This window comes from Pseudomonas sp. NPDC088885 (genome assembly GCF_044750025.1).
GTDB classification, from domain to species: domain Bacteria; phylum Pseudomonadota; class Gammaproteobacteria; order Pseudomonadales; family Pseudomonadaceae; genus Aquipseudomonas; species Aquipseudomonas rustica.
Map to the genome: position 1 here is coordinate 206,001 of NZ_JBIVJB010000002.1, position 20,967 is coordinate 226,967.

Below are 20,967 nucleotides of genomic sequence, written 5' to 3' on the forward strand. Positions count from 1 at the left end.
GCGTTCTGCGGGTCTGTAGGGTTTTGTTACGAAAATGCCGTGATTGACGCTGCGCAAACGTTTGCACAAGGCGTACCAATTCTTTTAATGGGCTGAAATATTGAGGGTTTTACGGAGATTTTTGACGAAGTGGTCAGTCGAGTAGGTCGTCATAAAATTCATGTTTGGAATATGTCCTGTGGCGAGGGGATTTATCCCCGTTGGCCTGCGCAGCGGGCCCTCTTTTTTTGGGGCCGCTGCGCGACCCAACGGGGATAAATCCCCTCGCCACAGGGGTTCTTCTACTGATTCGGAAAGGTGGAAAGGCTTATTCCAGACTGCTCTAGCACCAAAGTATTAATGCCATTTAACCAAGGCCCCATTGCAGGGCATCAACTAGCGTGTGTCAGGAATAGAACGGTTTTGTAATGACCGTCGCAGTCTTGATTCGCGTGTCGAATAAGCCGCTGCTTGTCCACGCCGTCAAGGAAGAATCTGGCCATACAAGGAGTAGCCCGTGGAAGCAAGGTTTGGTGTCGCCCTCGTCTCGCGTTTTTCCCCTCTTTCCCTTGCTGTGCACTTGAGCGTTGCCGGGCTGTTGTTCGGCGGCGTCAGCGCACCTGCGTTGGCCACGTGCTCCACGGCCGGTTCAATCGTGACGTGTACGGGGGTGCCGCCACTGCCACTGGTTCCCAACGACTTTGCCAGTGCCTCTAACAACTTGACGGTCAACGTCAACAGCGGCGCGCAGATGAACGCGACACTTGGCGGGCATGTCATGGACCTGACGGGGGTCAACATCACCCTGAACAACTCCGGCATCATGGATCCGGCAGTGCTCGGTCTGGTGTCGGTTTTGAGTGGCGGGGCATTCATCGGCAGCGGCGCTACCAGCACGGTCAGCGTGCTCAACAATGCTGGCGCGATCATGCGGGGCACCGGGATGTTACTGGGGCTCAACCTGACCAGCATCGACGGCCTGGCCCTTTCGGTTAACAACGCGGCAACCGGCACCACCAGCATCACCAACAACGGCACCATCACCTCGACCGGACTCTCGATCGGCGGCATCACGTTGGCGGATACCCCGGTGATCGGCGTCTATGGTGGTTCACAAGTCAACATGACCAACAGCAACACCGGCGTCATCAACGGCCGGATCGCATTCGAAACCTCGGCGGCGGGCAACACCTTCACTAACGCCGGTGCGATTACCGGTGGTGTGTCGATGGGGGCGGCGAGCACCAACACCTTCACGGCAGTGACCGGATCTTCGGTGCAGGTGGGTGACGGCGTGCAGATCAGCGTCGGCCTTGGCGGTTTGATTGGCATCAACCTGACGTTTGCGCCAACCGGCACGGTCGATGGCGGTGCGGGCGGCACCAACAGCCTGATCCTGCAAAACCCGGCCGGCGTCGGCGGCGGTATCACCGGGACTGGCACGGCATCGAGCGCCACCTACGTCAACTTCAACAATCTGACGATCAACAGCGGCACCTGGACGTTGCAGGGGCCATTGGTCAGCGGCGCGACCACGCTCAATGGCGGTATCGCGAACTTCAATAACAACGCCACGTTCGGCAGCGGTGTGCTCACCTCCAACGGCGGGATTCTGCAGGCGAGCAATGCCGGGTTGAATATCAGCAATCTGATTTCCCTCGGTGCTGGCGGCGTCACGGTACAAGGCGGCAATGCCACCACCCTGAGCGGGGTGATTTCCGGCAGCGGCGGTTTCACCAAGGCCGGTACCGGCCAACTTAACCTCGGCGCCGCCAACACCTATCTGGGCAACACCACGCTCAATGGCGGCACGGTACAGGTCAGCAACAATCAGGCATTCAGCACCGGCAGCCTTAACGTCACCGGCGCGACGACCCTGAGCGCACCGGGCACCATCAATCTGGCAAACGCCATCAGCCTCGGCGGCACACTGACCGCTGGCGGTACCGGCGCACTGACCCTCGGCGGCTTGATCAGCGGCAGCAGCGGCTTGACCAAAACCGGCACCGGCAGCCTGACCCTCAGCGGCGCCAACGCTGGTTTCACCGGCACCACCACCCTCAGCGCCGGCAGCCTGCTGGTGACCAACAACAACTCGCTGGGCAGCGGTGTATTGAACACCGCCGCCGGCACCAGCCTCGACAGCACCGCCAACGTCACGCTGGCCAATAACATCGGCATGACCGGCGCGCTCAACGTGCTCGGCAGCAATGCCTTGACCCTCGGCGGCGTGTTGAGCGGAACCGGCGGCATCACCAAATCCGGGACTGCCAGCCTGACCCTGACTGGCAACAACACCAACAGCGGTAACACGCTGCTCAATGCCGGCACCTTGTTCGTTGGCAGCAACACCGCGCTGGGCACCGGCGCCCTGAACGCGGCGGCGGGCACTGTGCTGGATGCGACCGCCGCGGTGACACTGGCCAATGCCGTTGCACTGGCTGGCGGCGTGACCATCGGCGGCACCCAGGCATTAGGCTTGAGCGGTGTCGTCAGCGGCGCCGGCAACTTGATCAAGAATGGCACCGCCAACCTGAGCCTCAGCGGCAACAACACCTTCTCCGGCGGCACCGCACTCAACGCCGGCACATTGATTGTCGGCTCCAACACCGCGCTGGGCACCGGCGCGTTGACCACCGCAGCGGGCACCACTCTCGATGCCAGCACGGCGGTCGCACTGACCAACGCAGTTTCCCTCGGCGGCAATCTGAACGTCGGCGGCAGCGCCAACCTGACCCTCGGCGGCATCGTCAGCGGCAGTGGCGGGCTGACCAAAAACGGTGCGGCCAACCTGATTCTCAATGGTGCCAACACCTTCCTCGGTGCCATTGCGCTGAACGCCGGCACGATTACCGCAGGCGCCAACGCGGCGCTGGGCAGCGGCAATATCACCGTGGGCGGTGTGGCTACGCTCGACAGCAATGCAGCGGTGACCTTGAACAACGCCGTCATTCTCAACAACAGCCTGGGGATCGGTGGCAGCAACGCGTTGACCCTCGGCGGCGTGATCAGCGGCGCCAGCCAACTGGTGAAAAACGGCGCCGCGAATCTCACGCTTAACGGCAGCAACACCTACAGCGGCGGCACCACGCTGAATGCTGGCAGTCTGACCGTCGGCAACGGCGCAGCACTGGGCACCGGCGCCTTGTCGGTAGAAGGTGCGGGCACGCTCAACAGCAGCGCTGCCGTGACCCTGAACAACAACGTGATTCTCAACGCCAACCTCACCGCCGGCGGCGCCAATGCGCTGACCCTCGGCGGGGTGATCAGTGGCAGCAACGGTCTGATCAAAACCGGCGCTTCGAGCCTGACCCTCAATGGCAACAACACTTACACCGGCACCACGGCACTGAATGCCGGTTCACTGATTGTCGGCTCCAGCACCGCACTCGGCACCGGCACACTCAACGCCTCGAACGGCACCACCCTTGATGCCAGCGCCGCCGCGACCCTGGCCAACAACGTAAACCTCGCCGGCACCTTGACCTTGGGCGGCAGCAATGCGCTGACCCTCGGCGGTGTGGTCGCCGGTATCGGTGGATTGACCAAGAACGGCGCTGCCGATCTGACCCTCAACGGCGCCAACAGTTATTTTGGCAACACCGTGTTGAACACCGGCAAACTGACCGTCGGCACTAACACCGCGCTGGGCTCCGGCACATTAAACGCGGCTGCCAACACTTCGCTGGACGCCAACACGGCCGTCAGCCTCAACAACGCCGTGGCGCTCGCCGGTGCCTTGAACATCGGCGGCACAGCGAACATGACGCTCACTGGTCTGGTCAGCGGCGCCGGCAGTCTGGTGAAAAACGGCACGGCCAATCTGATTCTCAACGCGGCCAACAACTACCTCGGCGGCACCACGCTGAATGCCGGCACACTGACCGTCGGCAACAGCTCGGCGCTCGGCTCCGGGGCATTGACTGTTGCTGGCGCTGCAACGCTGGACAGCAACTCGCCGCTGGTCAGCCTTAACAATGCGGTTGCGCTGAACGCGGCGCTAACCGTGGGCGGTACACAGAACCTGACCCTCGGCGGCGTCACCAGTGGCACCGGCCAGTTGATCAAGAACGGCGCGGCTAACCTGACCCTCAACGGCAACAACACTTTCAGCGGCGGCACTACTCTGAATGGCGGCACGCTGACCCTGGGCAATGCCAGCGGTCTGGGCAGCGGCACCCTGATCGTCGGCGGCGCGGCGACGCTGGATAACAGCGCCTCGTTCGGCATCGGCAACGCGATCACGTTGAACGCCGGACTGACCGTTGCCGGCAACAATGATTTGAGCTTGAACGGCATCATCGACGGCGCCGGCAACCTGACCAAAAACGGTCTTTCCGACCTGACGCTGGCCGGCAACAACACCTTCACCGGCGCGCTGAATATCATCTCGGGCAGCGTTACCACCCTCAACAGCAATGCGCTGGGCAACACGGCTGGCGTCAACATCAGCGCCGGCGCCGGGCTGAATCTGGGCAGCAACGCCAGCCTCGGTGCGCTGACCGGCAGCGGCAGCGTGCAACTGACCGGCAGCAACCTGCTGACCGTCGGCAGCGGCAACGTCACCAGTACCTTCGACGGTGATCTCAGCGGCAGCGGCGGTCTGGTCAAAGTCGGCACTGGCACCCTGAACCTCACCGGGATCAATGGCATCAACGGCAACACCGCGATCGATGGCGGTATCGTGAATCTCAGTGGTTCGCTGGGCAGTGCGCAGGTCAACGTCAATACCGGTGGCACGCTGACCGGTACCGGGTCGGCGCTCGGCGCGGTCAACATCAACAACGGTGGGCATCTGGCGTTGTCGTCGGGCAACACCTTGTCGGCGAGTGCTCTGACTCTTGGCGCCGGCAGCAACGTTGATGTGGCCCTGGGCACACCGTCGACCGCGTCGCTGATGAATGTCGGCGGCAACCTCACCCTCGACGGCAATCTCAACGTCAGCGATGCCGGCGGTTTTGGCGTTGGTGTATATCGTCTGTTCAACTATACCGGCGCCCTGACCAACCTCGGTCTGGACGTGGCCAGCGTGCCGTTCGGTTATGGTCTTGGCGATCTGCTGGTGCAGACTGGCGTGGCCAATCAGATCAATATTCAGGTGTCGGCGCCGAATTCCAATATCCGCTACTGGGACGGCAGCCAGACCATCGCCAACGGCGTGGTCGATGGCGGCAGCGGCACGTGGAATGCGGTCGGCACCAACTGGACCGACGCCAACGGTTTGGTCAACCAGCCATGGGCCGGCGACTTCGCGGTGTTCCAGGGCACGGCCGGCACCGTCACGGTCAACGGCACGCAAGCGTTCACCGGCATGCAATTCCTCACCGACGGCTACAACGTGGTCAACGGCGCGGCGGGGCAACTCACCGCCGTCAACGGCACCGGCGGCACGACTTCGTTGCGGGTTGATCCGGGCGTGACCGCGACTATCAATGCCAATATCGACGGCAGCGGCATCCTCAACAAACTCGACGCCGGCACGCTGGTGCTGGGCGGTTCCAACACTTATACCGGCGGCACTCAACTCGATGGCGGCAAAATTATCGTCGGCAGCAACACCGCGCTGGGCACCGGCACATTGACGACGAATGCCGGCACGCAACTGGACAGCAACGCGGCGGTGACGCTGGCCAACGCTGCGACACTCAATGGCAACCTCACCGTGGTCGGCAGCAATGCGCTGACCCTCAATGGCGTGATTGGCGGCACTGGCGGCCTGATCAAAACCGGCACAGCGAATCTGACCCTTGGCGGCAATAACGCCTTCCTCGGGCCGGTCGCACTGAACGCTGGCGGGCTGATTCTGGCGAGCAACTCGGCGCTGGGTTCCGGCACGTTGAATGCTGCTGGCGGTACCACGCTGGATGCGAGCACCGCGGTTTCGCTGAACAACGCGGTCAACCTGGCCGGCAATCTCGGCATCGTCGGCACGGCGGATTTGACGCTGGCCGGCACGGTCAACGGCACGGGCAGCCTGAGTAAAAATGGCGCGTCGAACCTGACCCTCAGCGGCAACAACAATTTCCTCGGCGGCACCACTCTCAATGCCGGCACCCTGACCGCCGGCAGCAACTCGGCGCTGGGTCTGGGCAACCTCACCGTCGCCGGTGCCTCGGCGCTGGACAGCAACAGCGCGCTGAGCCTGGGCAACAACGTCGTGCTCAACGCCAATCTGACTAACAGCGGCAGCAACAACCTGACGCTGGCGGGTGTAGTCAGCGGCGCGGGCGGACTTATCAAGGACGGCGCGTCGAACCTGACCCTCAACGGCATCAACACCTTCACCGGCGGCACCACGCTGAACGCCGGCACGCTGACCCTTGGTACCGGCGGATCTCTGGGTAGCGGCGTGCTGACCGTGGCCGGTGCTTCGACCCTCGACAACTCGGCGCCACTGGTGCTGGCCAACAACCTTAACGTCAATGCGAATCTGGCGCTGGCCGGTAACAACAACCTGACCCTCGGCGGCGTGATCGCCGGCGCCGGCACGCTGACCAAAAATGGTCTGGCCGACGTAACTTTGAGCGGCAACAACACCTTCAGCGGCACCTTCGATGTGGCATCCGGCAGCCTGACCACGCTGAGTGGTGCGGCGCTGGGCAACAACGCCACGGTCAATCTCGCGGGCGGCGCGGCGCTGAATCTCGGTGCTTCGGGCAGCCTCGCCAGCCTCACCGGCAGCGGCACTGCGTTGATCGGCACCGGCAATACGCTGAGCCTCGGCGGCAACAACGTCAGCAGCACCTTCGCCGGCATTCTCAGCGGCGATGGCGGGCTGAGCAAACTTGGCACCGGCACGCTGACCCTCAGCGGCATCAGCGACCTGACCGGCGATACCAACGTCAACGCCGGTACCTTGCAGGTCGACGGTTCGCTGGCCAGCGGTAATGTGCTGGTCAACAACGGCGGCACCCTCGGCGGCAGCGGCACGTTGACCGGAGCCGTGACGGTGGCCGATGGCGGTCATCTGGCGGGCGTTACCGGCAGCACCTTGTCGGTCGACTCGCTGGTGTTCAACGGCAACTCCAACTTCGACGTTGGCCTCGGCACACCGGTCTCCGGCGGCGGTAATACGCTGGTCAATGTCGGCGGCAACCTGACCCTCGACGGCACGCTCAACGTCAGTGACATCGGCGGCTTTGGCAGCGGCGTGTATCGCCTGATCAACTACACCGGCGGCCTGACCGATAACGGCATGCTGATCGGCACCGTGCCGGGCAGCGTCACTCCCGGCGATTTGACCCTGCAAACCGCGCTGGCCAATCAGATCAATCTGCTGGTGACCGCGCCGGGCGTCACCGTGCAGTTCTGGGACGGCAATCAATTGGTTGCCAACGGTTCGGTCGAAGGAGGCAGCGGTACTTGGGGCACTGGCACCACTAACTGGACGGACGTCAACGGCACGACCAATCAGGCCTGGACCAGCAACTTCGCAGTATTCCAGGGCGCGGCGGGCACGGTCACGGTCAACGGCGCGCAAACCGTCACCGGGCTGCAATTTGTCACCGACGGCTACAGCCTGCAAAACGGCACGGCTGGTTCGCTGAATCTGGTCAACGGCTCCTTGGGCAACGCCACTGTGCGTGTTGACCCGAACGCCACCGCGACCATCGGCGTAGCGCTCAACGGCGCCGGCACGCTGGGTAAATACGACACCGGTACGCTGGTGCTCAACGCGGCCAACGGTTACACCGGCGGCACGGCGCTTAACGGCGGCAAGATCGTCGTGGGCAACGACGCAGCGCTCGGCACGGGCGTATTGACCGCCGCCGACGGCACCGCGCTGGACAGCAACGCGGACATCAGCCTCGCCAACGATGTGCTGCTCAACGGTGGCTTGAACATCGCTGGCTCTAACGCCTTGACCCTCGACGGCGACGTCAGCGGCAGCGGCAGTCTGATCAAGTCTGGCACTTCGAGCCTGACCCTCAACGGCAACAACACTTACAGCGGTGGCACGCAACTCGCCGACGGCTCGCTGGTGCTGGGCAATAACAGCGCCATCAGCAGCGGTGCCTTGAGTGTGACCGGCAACGGTACTCTCGACAGCACCTCGGCGCTGCAGCTGGCCAACGCGATCAACCTCGGAGGACAACTGACCCTGGCCGGCAACCAGGACACCACGCTGCTCGGCGCCATCACCGGCACCGGCAGTCTGCTGAAAAACGGCACGGCTGATCTGACGCTCAGCGGCGCCAACACTTACAGCGGTGGCACCACGTTGAACGGCGGCAACACCTTCGGCGACACCAGCAGCCTGCAAGGCGCGATCGTCAACAACGCGACGCTGACCTTCGAACAAAACGCCGATGGCAGCTACACCGGCAACCTCACCGGCACCGGCACGCTGAACAAAACCGGCACCGGCCAATTGCTGCTGACCGGCAACAACGGCTTCACCGGCAACACCTCGGTGCAGGCGGGCAACCTGAGCGTCAACGGCGTGCTCAACAGCGCCAACGTCGCGGTGGCCAGCGGTGCCAGTGTTGGCGGCAGCGGCACGCTCGCTGGCAACGTGCAACTGGCCGACGGCGCAACATTGCTCGGTGGCGGCGCAGCGGCGCCATTGTCGGTCGGTGCGCTGACCTTGTCCTCGGGCACTAACCTGGACTTCAGCCTGGGCTCGGCGGCGAGTTCCACCACCGTGGTCAATGTCGCCGGCAACCTGACCCTCGACGGCACGCTGAACATCAGCAACGCCGGCGGCTTCGGCACTGGCGTCTATCAACTGTTCAGCTACGGCGGCAGCCTGACCGACAACGGTCTGGTCTATGGCAGCCTGCCGGTGCCGGTCGACAACCTGACGCTGCAAACCGCGATTGCCAACCAGATCAACCTGCTGGTGCAAAACGCCCCGGGTGAAGTGCAGTTCTGGAACGGCGGCAAAACCAATCCGGACGGCACCATCGATGGCGGTAGCGGCGTGTGGGGCCCGGACACCAACTGGACTGACCCGACCGGTACTCAGGCGCAAGGTTCGACCGGTCAATTCGCGGTGTTTGGCGGCACGGGTGGCACGGTCACAGTGGTCGGCAATCAGCAATTCACCGGCATTCAGTTCCTTGCCAACGGCTACAACCTGACACCGGGTGCGGGCGGCACGCTGACCCCGGTCAACGGTGCTGACGGCAGCCTCGCACCGGTGCGGGTCAATGCCGGGGCGAGCACCGAAATCGCCGTGCCGCTGGTGGGCACCGGGGGTATCGAGAAACTGGATTCCGGCACGTTGATTCTCAGTGGCGCGAATACTTACAGCGGTGGCACCATCATCAGCGGCGGTACGCTGATCGGAAACACCACCAGCCTGCAAGGCAACATCCTCGACAACGCTGCCCTGGTGTTCCAACAGAATGTTGACGGTCGTTTCAATGGGACGCTCAGTGGCAGCGGATCGATTGCCAAGCGTGGTGACGGCACGCTGTTGTTGACCGGTAATCAACCGTTCAGCGGCACGGTGGCGGTGGATCAAGGTGTGCTGCAAGTGGGCAGCCGCGCTGCGACGGCTTCGCTCGGTGGCCAGGTGACCGTGGCCAACGGTGCAGGTCTGAGCGGCAACGGCAGCGTCGGCTCGGTCGTCAACCACGGTGTGGTGGCGTCGGGCGGCGAGGCGGGCAATCTGAGCGTCGCCGGCAACCTGACCAACGCTGCGGACGGTGTGCTGGCCTTGACGGTCAACTCGCCAACCGCCACGCCGTTGGCTGTCGGCGGCACGGCGGCACTGGACGGTGGTCTGCAAGTGACAGCACTGGCGCCGTTCACGGGCGCCACCACTTACACGCTGATCACGGCGGGCGGCGGTGTCACTGGCACCTTCAGCGCAGCGGATCTGCCGCAATACGCCCTCCTCAGCACCGCGCTGGTGTATGACGCCAATGCGGTGAACCTGGCGGTCAGCCGCAACGGCAACTCGTTTGCTGATGTCGCTGCCACCGGCAACCAGAGTCGTACTGCTACCGCGCTGGACAACAATGGCCCGGCCGGCGCCGAGTTGCAGAACCAGATCATCAACCTCAGCGTGGCCGGTGCGCGCAATGCCTTCGACAGTCTGTCCGGGGAGATTCATGCCAGCACCGCCAGCGCGATGCTTGAGGATTCGCGTTACGTGCGCGAGGCGGTCAACGATCGCATGCGCCAACCGTCGTGCAGCGCTGCGGATGATCCACGCCGCGCGCTGGCGCCAAGTGACAACCAACTGAGCAGCAACGGTTGCCACGGCGAAATGGTCGGCTGGGCGCGCGCACTCGGCGCCTGGGGTGAATCGGATGGCGACAGCAACAGCGCCAGCCTCGATCGCAACCTCAGCGGCTTCATGCTCGGCACCGACAAGCAACTCGACGATTCGTGGCGCGTGGGCATGGCGGCCGGTTACACCCGCAGCGACCTCGATGCGCATGATCGTCAGTCGGATGCCACGGTCGAAAGCTACCACTTGGCGGCGTACCTCAACTCGCAGTTCGATGCACTGGCGGTGCGCCTCGGCGCGGCGTACAGCTGGCACGACATCGAGACCAAACGCGACGTCAGCGTCGGCAGCTACAACGATCGTCTGGAAGCCAACTACGACGCGCGCACTGCGCAAGTGTTCGGTGAAGTCGGTTACACCGTCGAAGCGGCCGGCATTGCGCTGGAGCCGTTCGCCGGTCTGGCGTACGTCAACTACGACAGCGACAAGGCCAAGGAAAAAGGCGGGGTAGGGCGTCTGAAGGCGGAAGCCGATCAGGACATCACCTTCTCCACCCTCGGCCTGCGCGCCGGCAAAGTCATCACCCTGGCCAACGGTGGGCAATTCACCCCGCGCGCGGCCATCGGCTGGCGCCATGCCTTCGGCGACACCAAACCCGACGCCGACCTGACCTTCATCGACGGCGGCGCCTCGTTCAGCACCCAAGGCGTGCCGATCGCCAAGGACAGCGCGATCGTCGAAGCGGGCGTCGACTTCCAGATCAGCCCGACCGGCAAACTGGGCATTGGTTATTCGGGGCAACTGTCGAATGACAACAATGACCATGCGATGACGGTGAGCTTTAGTCTGGGTTTCTGATTAGGGTTGAAGCACCTGTTTAACCGCCCGCAAGGGCGGTTTTTTTTTGGTCAGAAGATCGCAGCCTGCGGCAGCTCCTACACAAATTCCAATGTAGGAACTGCCGCTGGCTGTGATCTTTTGATCTTGAGCGTCTCGGATATGTCCTACACGATTAACCGATTCGCCTGACTGCGCCTGTTTGCAAACCCACGCAAAGTCCCGAGCCCAAAAAAGGCACAGGGAAATGTGTATGTCCGGCGTCAGCAAACCTATTGTTTTCAGGCTCGAAATCGAAGGTTTTGCGCACGACTTCCAGGTATTCGAATTTCGAGCCAGTGAGGCGCTCAATCAAACCTTCGAGGTTGCACTCGAACTGGTCAGCGAACGCCGCGATATCGATCTTGAATCCCTGCTGCATCGTCCGGCATTTCTGTCTTTCTGCCCGGACGGCTCCGGTATTCACGGCCAGATTTATCGAGTTGCCCAAGGTGACTCCGGCACACGCCTGACCCGCTATCAGATCGTTCTGGTGCCACATCTGGCTTATCTCGCTCATCGTCACAATCAACGAATTTTTCAGCACCAGAGCGTGCCGCAAATCATCGCCCAGGTGTTGGGTGACCATGGCATGCAGCCGGATGCCTGGCGCTTTGGGCTCAGCGGCGATTACCAGCCCCGCCTGTATTGCGTGCAATTCGACGAGACAGACTTGTTCTTCATCCAGCGCTTGTGTGAGGAGGAGGGACTGCACTTCCATTTTCAGCACAGTCGCGATGGGCATTTACTGGTGTTCGGCGACGATCAGAGCGCTTTCCCCTGTCCGGCAGCACCGACGCCTTATACACAAGGCAGCGGCATGGTTGCCGAGGCCGCAGTCATAGACCGCTTCAATGTCCGACTGGAAACCCGCACCACGCACGTCAGTCGCCGTGATTACCACTTCCAGAAGCCCACGGTGCAACTGGAAGCCGAAGCCAAGGAGACGCGCCTTCCAGCGCTTGAGGATTACAGCTTTCCTGGGCAATTCACCCATCGTGATCAGGGTAAACATCTAAGTCAGCGCGCGCTTGAGCGGCATCGCGCCGATTATCGACAGGGACATGGGCGCAGCGATCAAAGCTTGATGCGCAGTGGAAGTTTCGTCGACATGAGCGAACACCCTCGCGCCGACTGCAATGGCTTGTGGCTGCTGACGCGTATCGAACACATCGGCCGACAGCCGCAAGTGCTGGAAGAGTCGGCGTCTGACCCGGGCGCTGACGACGGCTTCACTCAGGGCTATCGCAACCACTTCGTCGCGACGCCTTGGGGCGTCAGTTTTCGTCCCGCGCTCGAACACCGAAAACCGCGAATTAACGGCAACCAGCATGCGGTAGTAACCGGTCCGCCCGGCGAAGAAATTTACTGCGATGCCTACGGCCGAGTGAAAGTCCAGTTGCTGTGGGATCGCGAAGGCCAACTCAATGAGCAATCCAGCTGTTGGCTACGTGTCGCCACTGGCTGGGCTCAGGACCAATACGGCAGCGTGCAGATTCCGCGCGTTGGCATGGAAGTGCTGGTCGGGTTCACCGAGGGCGATCCCGACAAGCCGTTCGTGCTGGGTTGCTTGCCCAACGCGGTGACGCCGGTGCCGCTGGATCTGCCAGCAGAGCAGACCCGTAGTATTTGGCGCAGCCAGAGCACCCCCGGTGGTGGCGGTTACAACGAGTTACGCATCGAGGACAAACAAGGCGCTGAAGAGATCGCCATCCGCGCGCAGCGTGATTTTGTTCAGCTTGTGCTCAATGACCAACGGATCCAGGTCGACCATCAGCGCACCGTCGTCGTTGGCGGGATTGCCAGTCATGAACTGCACAGCGATGAGCACCATCTGACCCACGGCAATCGCCTGACCGAACTGAAACAGGACGATCACCTGTGGGTGCAAGGCGACCGACATATTCGGGTCGCCAGTCAGCGGCTCAGTGCCGGCCAGCAAATCCATCTTGGCGCCGGGCAGCAGGTGGTTATCGATGGCGGCACCCATGTGACGATCAAGGCCGGCGGGCAATGGTTGACGCTGGGTCCTGAAGGCATTTACAGCAGCGTGGCGATTGTTCAGGGCGGCGCGCCTGCCTTGGGAATGGCGGCCGAACCGTTGGTGCCTGGAGCGTTGTCATTGTTGAAGGTGGCGTTTGATCCGGTTCAGCAGCGACATGCCTTGGTTTCCACGCGCGCCTCGCGTTGCCTGATTTGCGAGGCGGCCCGCGCATGAGTGGTTTGACTGCTTTGCCTGACGATTTGCCATGGGCCGAACAGCAGGCCTTTTTGCTGCTGGACGGGGCGACGATCAGTGATCTGCCTACGCGGTTAAAGCAGATTAGCCCTGTTGTCAGCACATTCGCTTTTTATGATCAGCCACCTTTCGCGGCGCTGCGCGATGTATCACCTCTGCTCGTGGCCATCCAGCGGGCGGACGAGCCATTGGCACGGTTCTTCTTGCAACACGCGGAGCAGGAGTGGGGCGTGCTGCTGTTCAGCGCCGCGCCGATGCACAGAGTTGTCGAGCACCTGTGCAAACTGCTGACTGTCGAATTGCCGGCCGGGCAATCAGCGTTAATGCGGTTGGCCGATGCCGCGGTTGTTCATGCGCTGTTTGCCAACGCCGATCAGCGCCTGTTTGGGCCTTTGACCTGTATGTTGACGGCGGACTGCGTCAACGAGGTCTGGCACATTCATCGGCCTCGACAGGCTGAGTGCCCGGTGCTTCCTGTCCCTTATTGCCTGAGCCCCGAACAGAACGCGGCGTTGGATCAGGTTGATCGGCGCCGGGCGTTGATTGATCTGGATGCGCACCTGCTCAAGCACTTTTGCGGATTTCATGTCGGGGCAACCCTGAGTCTGCGCTGGCCAACGCTGCAGCAAATGGAAGACCAAGCCAACGCGCTTGGGCTGAGCAGCCGATCCGAGTTGTTCAACTACGCCAATCTGCTGGCGTTGCTCGGCAGTCGCGATATCGCCCAACACCCGCCAATTCACCACTTGCTCCACACGCCCTCTCTGCAATCACCGGGCGAGCGCATCACGCTGGCCGTTGATCTGGCGCAGCGTTGGGCCAGTCAGAGGGAACGACCATGACCCATCCCGCTATCCTCGACGCTGCCGCCGCCTCGAAAGCTCCCATCGTTGCGCCCGCGGCTTGCCCGCTGCAACAAACCCATGTGCAACTGCTGCCGTTGAGCTACGGCCTGGTGGAAAAAGCGTTCGATCCGAGCAGCGAATTGAAATTGTCGTACACCTTGACCGCGCGCCCGCTGGGCATCCGTCGGCTGCGCGATGGCTGGCTGTACATCATCGACAGCCTCAGCGGCGAGCTTTACGAGTATCAGGTGCTCGACGGCACCGTCACTGCATTGTTACACCAGGGCAAAACGGTCAGCGAGGATCAGCGCGGGGCCATCGAAGAGCGTCCGGCGCTGATCTTCTCCCGCAACAGCACGCTGCACGTGACCTTCGCCGAGGTGCAGTGGACGGCGGGCAAATGCGCTCAGGTGCTCGACAGTCGCGAAGACCGTGAGCATTTCATGCAAGCGGTCGATCTGGCCGCCGTGAATTGTCTGGTCGGTGGCGAACATTTGCTGACTGTCGCTCAGGCCAAACAGTGGCTAGCAGAGGTAGTGACCGGTGTTGAGCCTGTTGCTGAAGAGGGTGCAACCCGGATACCGGCCGTGCAGGTCAGCGACGCCCCCGAGCACGAACGTGAACCTTATCTTTGGGAACAGCCCCGGCGGTTCCGCGAGGCGCATATCGGCGAATTTCTTGGTCGAGTGCGCGGACCTTATCAGGACGACACGCTTTTTCTGCTGGTCAATGATGATCTGGGCGTGATGCGCGATCTGGCCGAGTATCAGGACACCGTGGTCGGTTGGGTCGAAGCGTGGAGCAACACGCCCGACAACGAACGTGATTATCTGCTGGCCAGTTATATCGAATCACTGAGCCAACTGAGCACTGCCGATTTCGACGCACTGGCCAAGGCCAGTGAGCAGCCGCAGGCCAAGGCCCTGTTTGCCGATATTGAGCAGTTGCCGGAACCAGATCGGGAGAACACGCGCAAGGCCTTGCTCGATTACTTGAACAAGGGCGGGGATGTCCAACCCGATGCACCGGCGCCACCAGACTTGCAAAAGCTGCGTGCCAAGGGGCCTGACGACGAAATGCAGACAAACCGCTCTGCGCCCACGGCCGAAGTGGATCGGCGTTTTTACACGCGCCAGTACTTTGAAATGGTCGCTCCTGAGGACTTTGTTGAGCAGCATCTGGCGACTCTGATCAGGCTCGGCAAGGATCAGGATCGTCGCATGCGCGATGTACTCGACGGCCCGATACTCAGCGGCAAACGCGGGGTCAACGACCTGATCGACCGTCCGGCGATGGACGAAAGACTGAACCTGCTGCGCGACGACCTCGGCCGCTGGAACCGCTTGCTCGAGCGTATCACTGCCGACCGCACGCAACTGTTGGTCGCCGGCCGCTTTCATCGCGCAGCCTGGTACTACGACGCGCAAGTGGCGGCCCAACTCCATCAAGCCCTGAGCGCCGAATACGCCTGCCTCAAGGATCTCTGCCGCAGCGACGAAGCAAGCGAACAAATGCTCAGCTATCTGGAGGAACACCCGGAACTGACCCGAACCGTCTTCTACACCTTGCCGCTGCGCCTGCAAGCGGAGCAGAGCGGACAATACTCAACGCTGTTCAATGCGCTCATGGCCTCGTTCAACAACTTGCCGGACTGGCTGGCCAAACTGAAAAAGATCGAACAACCGCAACTGCCGGCCCCCGAGGACATGCCCGAGCACACCCGCACCGTCGCGGCTGCCGTGCAGGACACTTACAGCCCGGCACTGAACCTGGGCCTGAACCGTGTGCTCGAAGGCTTCGACCTGTCGGGCGAGAAAATCCCCGACCTCGATGAACTCTTCCAGCGCCTGCCCAAAGCGCTGCGCCTGCGCCTCTTCGACGCGGCAAAAACCAGCGGCGTGACCTTCACCGTCGCCAGCCCCGCGGAACAATCCGCACTGCAAACAGCGATCAAGGAATTGCTGCGTGAGCGCGACTACCTGAAAACCCTCAACCGCGAACGCAACCAGATCACCCACAACAAGAATCACCAAGGTCATAAAACGCCGAGGGCGGTGCAGTTGCAGGAAGAGATCGTGCGGGTACGGGCGCAATTGACGCAGATCGAAGGACGATTGGCGGCGGCATTGAGCCCGATTGCGGAGGTGCCGGATAGCTCAGCCAGATTGTACGGCGCGACGCCTGCGCGAGCGGGAGTGACGGTGCAGTTTCCGCCGGCGCAGCAGGGGGAGTTGAGGAGTTTGTTGGGGAATATTCGGATGGGAGTGAGTGGGGTGTCGGCTGGGAGTTTGGTGAAGACGGAGGGGATGGGGTTGGTGGTGGTTTTGGTGCAGGTGGTGAATTTGGTGGGGGCGTACCGTGAGGTGCGCAGGCAGGTCAGCAACGAGAGGACGTGGAAGCCATTCATGAATGCGGTCGTTGCAACGGGCGCAGCGGGGTTTAGTGCTGCTCAAAGCCTTGCGGATACAGCGATGAAGGCTCGTAGTACAGCGCTAATAACTGCGCTTCAACCTCAAGCCTTACAGCACGTGCATGTACAGATGGGGAAATTGCATACTGGATTAGGCATGTTTACCTATGGCCTTGGCCTAGTGTCATCTGCGATCAATCTTAAAAAGCAAATTGAGAATTGGCAGCAGTCGATTCGGAGCGGTAATCAATCGGCTCAAGGTGCCGCAGCTTTGGCAGCTTTGGGGACCGGAGGAATGACGACAGTCAATGCATATGGTCTGGGACAGACTTTATATGCCAGTTACACGGTAATTTCCGCACCAAACAGTACCGCACGCACAGTCGCTTGGGCTGCCGCTGGTACGCGTCTTTCTACAGTGTTCTTCCGGTTCAATCTGGCCGGTGCTTTGTTTACCGTACTTGAATTAAGCGGCTCTTGGCTGTTCAACCGCTACAACCTCAGCGCTCATGACAAGTGGCTGAAACTCACACCTTGGAGTCGGGATACCGAGACGCGTGGTGACCACTCCCTGGATGACTATCAAAGTTATCTAGCCTTTCTGATACACGCGCCATATGCGCAGCTTGGTTCGAACCTATACGATTCTTGGCTGAAAAATCTGCTGCTGAAGGCAAAACCCAGCGATATTCATTTGGTACTGCCAAGACTGACGCTTAATGATCTTCTCCCTCCCTTGGGTGGCACACCGACTCATCGTCTAGGTATCGGCGCACACCGTATTTCCATGCCCCTTCACAGTCGAGGAACCCCGCAAGAGCAGCGGGACGTTATCAGCGACGAAGTTTTAAGCAGCCTGCGCATCGTTAAATCCAGTTCTGAGGGACTTGTGCTTTGTCTTCAGTATCCAGTGAACCCCAGTTCTGAGTTCACTCCCGCGAAAGAAACGCTGGAATTGGCTGTTTGCATTCAGGCATTGAATGAAAAAGGTGAGTGGACATCGCGAACCCGTGTAATTCATCTAGATCCTCGTGGAGAGGGGCATTTTTCGATAGTTGATCCACAACTGGCTAAAGGGAAGCCTCCAATTCTGCTGGTCGAAAGCCAGTTTCTTGAGGGAGCTAACCATGCTGAATAGTCACGATAAGCCGATAGGAGCGCCGAGATATGGGCTGCTCAAAAAAGCTGGAGATATCGAGCTGTTTCCAAGTGGAAACATGACTTATCTCGCGCCTCTGCCATTACCAACACCAACGCCACCCTATGGGCCACATATCGGTGAACTGAATGACATCTACATGGATTTTGGCTTAGGTTCACCGCAGATATTTTCATGGCAGATGACATTGGGTGGACCATTCAGCGTCGCGTTCTCAATCGCTTTTCTCATTCCATTATTAGGAGGCATCCTTGGGGTGGTGTTTGGGGATGGCTGGTATACCAGTTGGGTCTACGTAGAAGAGATTTTCGAAGAGTCTAAAATGCTCGGCTTAAAAACCTATTTACTCATGCTCCTTATCAGTCTTGGTGTCTGGCACCACGTCCACAAAAAACGCGCCTCAATCATCCCAACCCGCTTCAACCGCCAACGCCGAGAAGTCTGCTTCATGCCCGCAGGCGAAACCGAACCTGTCTTCGTTCCATGGGAGTCCCTCAGCGCCTGGATCATCGAAGCCCAAGGTGCAACCCAATACGGCATCCACCGCCAATACGGCATGGGCATCGGTTTCTACCAAGGCGAAACCCTCACCAGCCTCGAATTCCAATGCGCCGGTTTGCCTCTCGCCATCAGCCACTGGGAAGCGATCCGCGGCTACATGGAATACGAAGTCAACGACCTCAAATCGATTCAAGACTTGCAAGACCTGCAAGGTCCCGACGACCCGCCTCACGAAGGTCTGCACACTTTTCGCAACGCCCGCGCCCGCATGCATCAGCAGATTCGCGACGGCTCTCGCACGCGGCTGTCCGGGTTCTTCTGGTACCTGTATCACGTCATGACGTTGTGGACGATTCCCAACCACCTCGTCGAATGGGAAGTGCGCCGCTTCGAAAGGATCGGCAAGCAAACGCTGCCGGATGTCATGCGCGAGTGGTCGGAGCCGCTGCCGAAAGAGCAGTGGGCCAAACCGAGTGCAGAGTTGTTGCGCTTGAGCGAACTGGTGCGCCAGATGCAAAAGCGCCAACCGCATTGGCCAATTACCGAGATTTTTGCTGAGGTACAGCGCATTGGTCCAACCGGCAAGTGTCGTGCATGAGTTGCTTTTCAAATGTCACTCACCAAGCCGTCATAGGCGAGCAACTCAGCCAAACCCTGAGCACCGAATACGCCTGCCTCAAGGATCTCTGCCGCAGCGACGAAGCAAGCGAACAAATGCTCAGCTATCTGGAGGAACACCCGGAACTGACCCGAACCGTCTTCTACACCTTGCCGCTGCGCCTGCAAGCGGAGCAGAGCGGACAGTACTCAACGCTGTTCAATGCGCTCATGGCCACGTTCAACAACCTGCCGGACTGGCTGGCCATACTGAAGAAAGTCGAACAACCGCAACTGCCGGCCCTCGAAGACATGCCCGAGCACACCCGCACCGTCGCGGCTGCCGTGCAGGACACTTACAGCCCGGCACTGAACCTGGGCCTGAACCGTGTGCTGGAAGGCTTCGACCTGTCGAGCGAGAAAATCCCCGACCTCGATGAACTCTTCCAGCGCCTGCCCAAAGCACTGCGCCTGCGCCTCTTCGACGCGGCAAAAACCAGCGGCGTGACCTTCACCGTCGCCAGCCCCGCGGAACAATCCGCGCTGCAAACAGCGATCAAGGAATTGCTGCGTGAGCGCGACTACCTGACAACCCTCAACCGCGAACGCAACCAGATCACCCACAACAAGAATCACCAAGGCCATAAAACGCCGAGTGCGGTGCAGTTGCAGGAAGAGATCGTGCGGGTACGGGCGCAATTGACGCAGATCGAAGGACGATTGGCGGCGGCATTGAGCCCGATTGCGGAAGTGCCGGATAGCTCAGCCAGATTGTACGGCGCGACGCCTGCGCGAGCGGGAGTGACGGTGCTGTTTCCGCCGGCGCAGCAGGGGGAGTTGAGGAGTTTGTTGGGGAATATTCGGATGGGAGTGAGTGGGGTGTCGGCGGGGAGTTTGGTGAAGACGGAGGGGATGGGGTTGGTGGTGGTTTTGGTGCAGGTGGTGAATTTGGTTGGCGTCTTTAAGGAAACGTTTAGGCAGTCAAAAAACAAACGAACTATCGGGCCGATTTTGTCTGCGGCAGCTACGACTGGAGCTGCTGTATTCACTGCGGCGCAAAGCCTCGCTGATATGGCTTTGAGAGCTCGAAGCGCTGCGCTTGTTACTGCGCTTCAACCTCATGCCATGCAGCATTTATATGTGCAGATGGGCAAGTTGCATGTTGGATTGGGTGCTTTCACCTATGGTTTCGGATTGGTGTCATCAGCAATGAGCCTTAACAACCAGTACAAAAATTGGCAGGAGGCGGTTCGCAGTGGAAAGCAATCGGCTCAAGGTGCCGCCGCGCTTGCCGCGCTTGCCGCATTAGGCGCTGGCGGCATGGTAACGGTTAACGCTTACGGACTGAGTCATATCGTTCACGCCACTTTTACTGTATTGAAAGCTCCGAACAAGGCCGCACGAACTGCCGCTTGGGCCGCCGCCGGTACACGCCTTTCAACCGTATTTTTTCGCTTCAATCTTGCGGGTGCGCTGTTCACCATTTTGGAGCTTAGTGGTACTTGGCTTTACAACCGCTACAACCTCAGCGCTCACGATAAATGGCTGAAAATCACTCCTTGGAGCAGAGATGACAAGATGCGCGGCGATCATTCACTGTATGACTATCAAAGCTATCTGGCCTTTCTGATCCACGCTCCTTACGCACAACTTGGGATTAACCCGTACGATTCCTGGCTGAGAAACCTGTTGTTTAAAGCCAAACCCAGCGATATCCATCTGGTGCTTCCAAGACTGACATTGATTGATCTACTGCCTCCTTTCGGAGGTAAATCGAAATATCGACTGGGCATCGGCGCGCACCGTATTTCCATTCCCTTACACATTCAGGCAACGCCACGAGAACGCAAAGACGTGATCAGTGATGAGGTCTTAAGAAGCCTCCGTATTGTCGAGTCTACCCCGGAAAAATTGGTGCTCTGCCTTCAATACCCGATCGATCCCAACTCTGAATTCACGCCTGCGAAAGAAACGTTGGAACTGGCGGTCTGCATTCAACACTTGAACGACAAAGGCGAGTGGGTTTCGCGAACTCGCGTGATCCATTTGGATCCGAGGGGTGATGGTCATTTTGCAGTGGTTACTCCTCAGTCGAGCAAAGAAAATCCACCAGTTTTGCTCGTTGAAACTCAGTTCCTGGAGTTAGCCGATCATGGGGAATAAACCAATAGTTACTTC

General features: G+C 60.4%; 6 protein-coding genes. All 6 read left to right on the top strand.

Annotated elements, in window-relative coordinates; genetic code table 11:
• Nucleotides 1–496 precede the first annotated feature (496 nt).
• The 6 genes from ACIP1X_RS03360 to ACIP1X_RS03385 all read left to right on the top strand — a co-directional run bounded on the left by ACIP1X_RS03360 (nt 497) and on the right by ACIP1X_RS03385 (nt 20,952).
• A complete protein-coding gene (locus tag ACIP1X_RS03360) occupies nt 497–11,020 on the top strand; it encodes an autotransporter-associated beta strand repeat-containing protein (RefSeq protein WP_400749349.1) in 10,524 nt (3,507 codons plus the stop codon).
• Nucleotides 11,021–11,252: 232 nt separating this feature from the next.
• Nucleotides 11,253–13,256 carry a type VI secretion system tip protein VgrG gene (locus tag ACIP1X_RS03365; RefSeq protein ID WP_400749352.1) on the top strand — a complete coding sequence of 668 codons (2,004 nt, stop codon included), beginning with the start codon at nt 11,253–11,255 and terminating at the stop codon, nt 13,254–13,256.
• Nucleotides 13,253–14,119: a DUF4123 domain-containing protein gene (locus ACIP1X_RS03370; RefSeq protein ID WP_400749355.1), complete on the top strand. Its 867-nt coding sequence runs from the start codon at nt 13,253–13,255 to the stop codon at nt 14,117–14,119. Before ACIP1X_RS03365 ends, ACIP1X_RS03370 begins: the two co-directional genes overlap by 4 nt.
• A complete protein-coding gene (locus ACIP1X_RS03375) occupies nt 14,116–17,670 on the top strand; it encodes a toxin VasX (protein ID WP_400749357.1) in 3,555 nt (1,184 codons plus the stop codon). The genes ACIP1X_RS03370 and ACIP1X_RS03375 overlap by 4 nt, the downstream gene beginning before the upstream one ends.
• Complete coding sequence (locus tag ACIP1X_RS03380) at nt 17,660–18,790, top strand: hypothetical protein (RefSeq protein WP_400749360.1); 1,131 nt, start codon at nt 17,660–17,662, stop codon at nt 18,788–18,790. The genes ACIP1X_RS03375 and ACIP1X_RS03380 overlap by 11 nt, the downstream gene beginning before the upstream one ends.
• The gene (locus ACIP1X_RS03385; RefSeq protein WP_400749362.1) at nt 18,787–20,952 is read left to right on the top strand and encodes a hypothetical protein; all 2,166 of its coding nucleotides are present in this window, start codon (nt 18,787–18,789) and stop codon (nt 20,950–20,952) included. Before ACIP1X_RS03380 ends, ACIP1X_RS03385 begins: the two co-directional genes overlap by 4 nt.
• Nucleotides 20,953–20,967 lie beyond the last annotated feature (15 nt).

What these genes read in the sequence shown, in the direction of transcription:
- ACIP1X_RS03380 (WP_400749360.1), top strand. Translation starts at nt 17,660, where the DNA reads ATGCTGAATAGTCACGATAAGCCGATAGGAGCGCCGAGATATGGGCTG.
- ACIP1X_RS03365 (WP_400749352.1), top strand. Translation starts at nt 11,253, where the DNA reads ATGTCCGGCGTCAGCAAACCTATTGTTTTCAGGCTCGAAATCGAAGGT.
- ACIP1X_RS03375 (WP_400749357.1), top strand. Translation starts at nt 14,116, where the DNA reads ATGACCCATCCCGCTATCCTCGACGCTGCCGCCGCCTCGAAAGCTCCC.
- ACIP1X_RS03370 (WP_400749355.1), top strand. Translation starts at nt 13,253, where the DNA reads ATGAGTGGTTTGACTGCTTTGCCTGACGATTTGCCATGGGCCGAACAG.
- ACIP1X_RS03385 (WP_400749362.1), top strand. Translation starts at nt 18,787, where the DNA reads ATGAGTTGCTTTTCAAATGTCACTCACCAAGCCGTCATAGGCGAGCAA.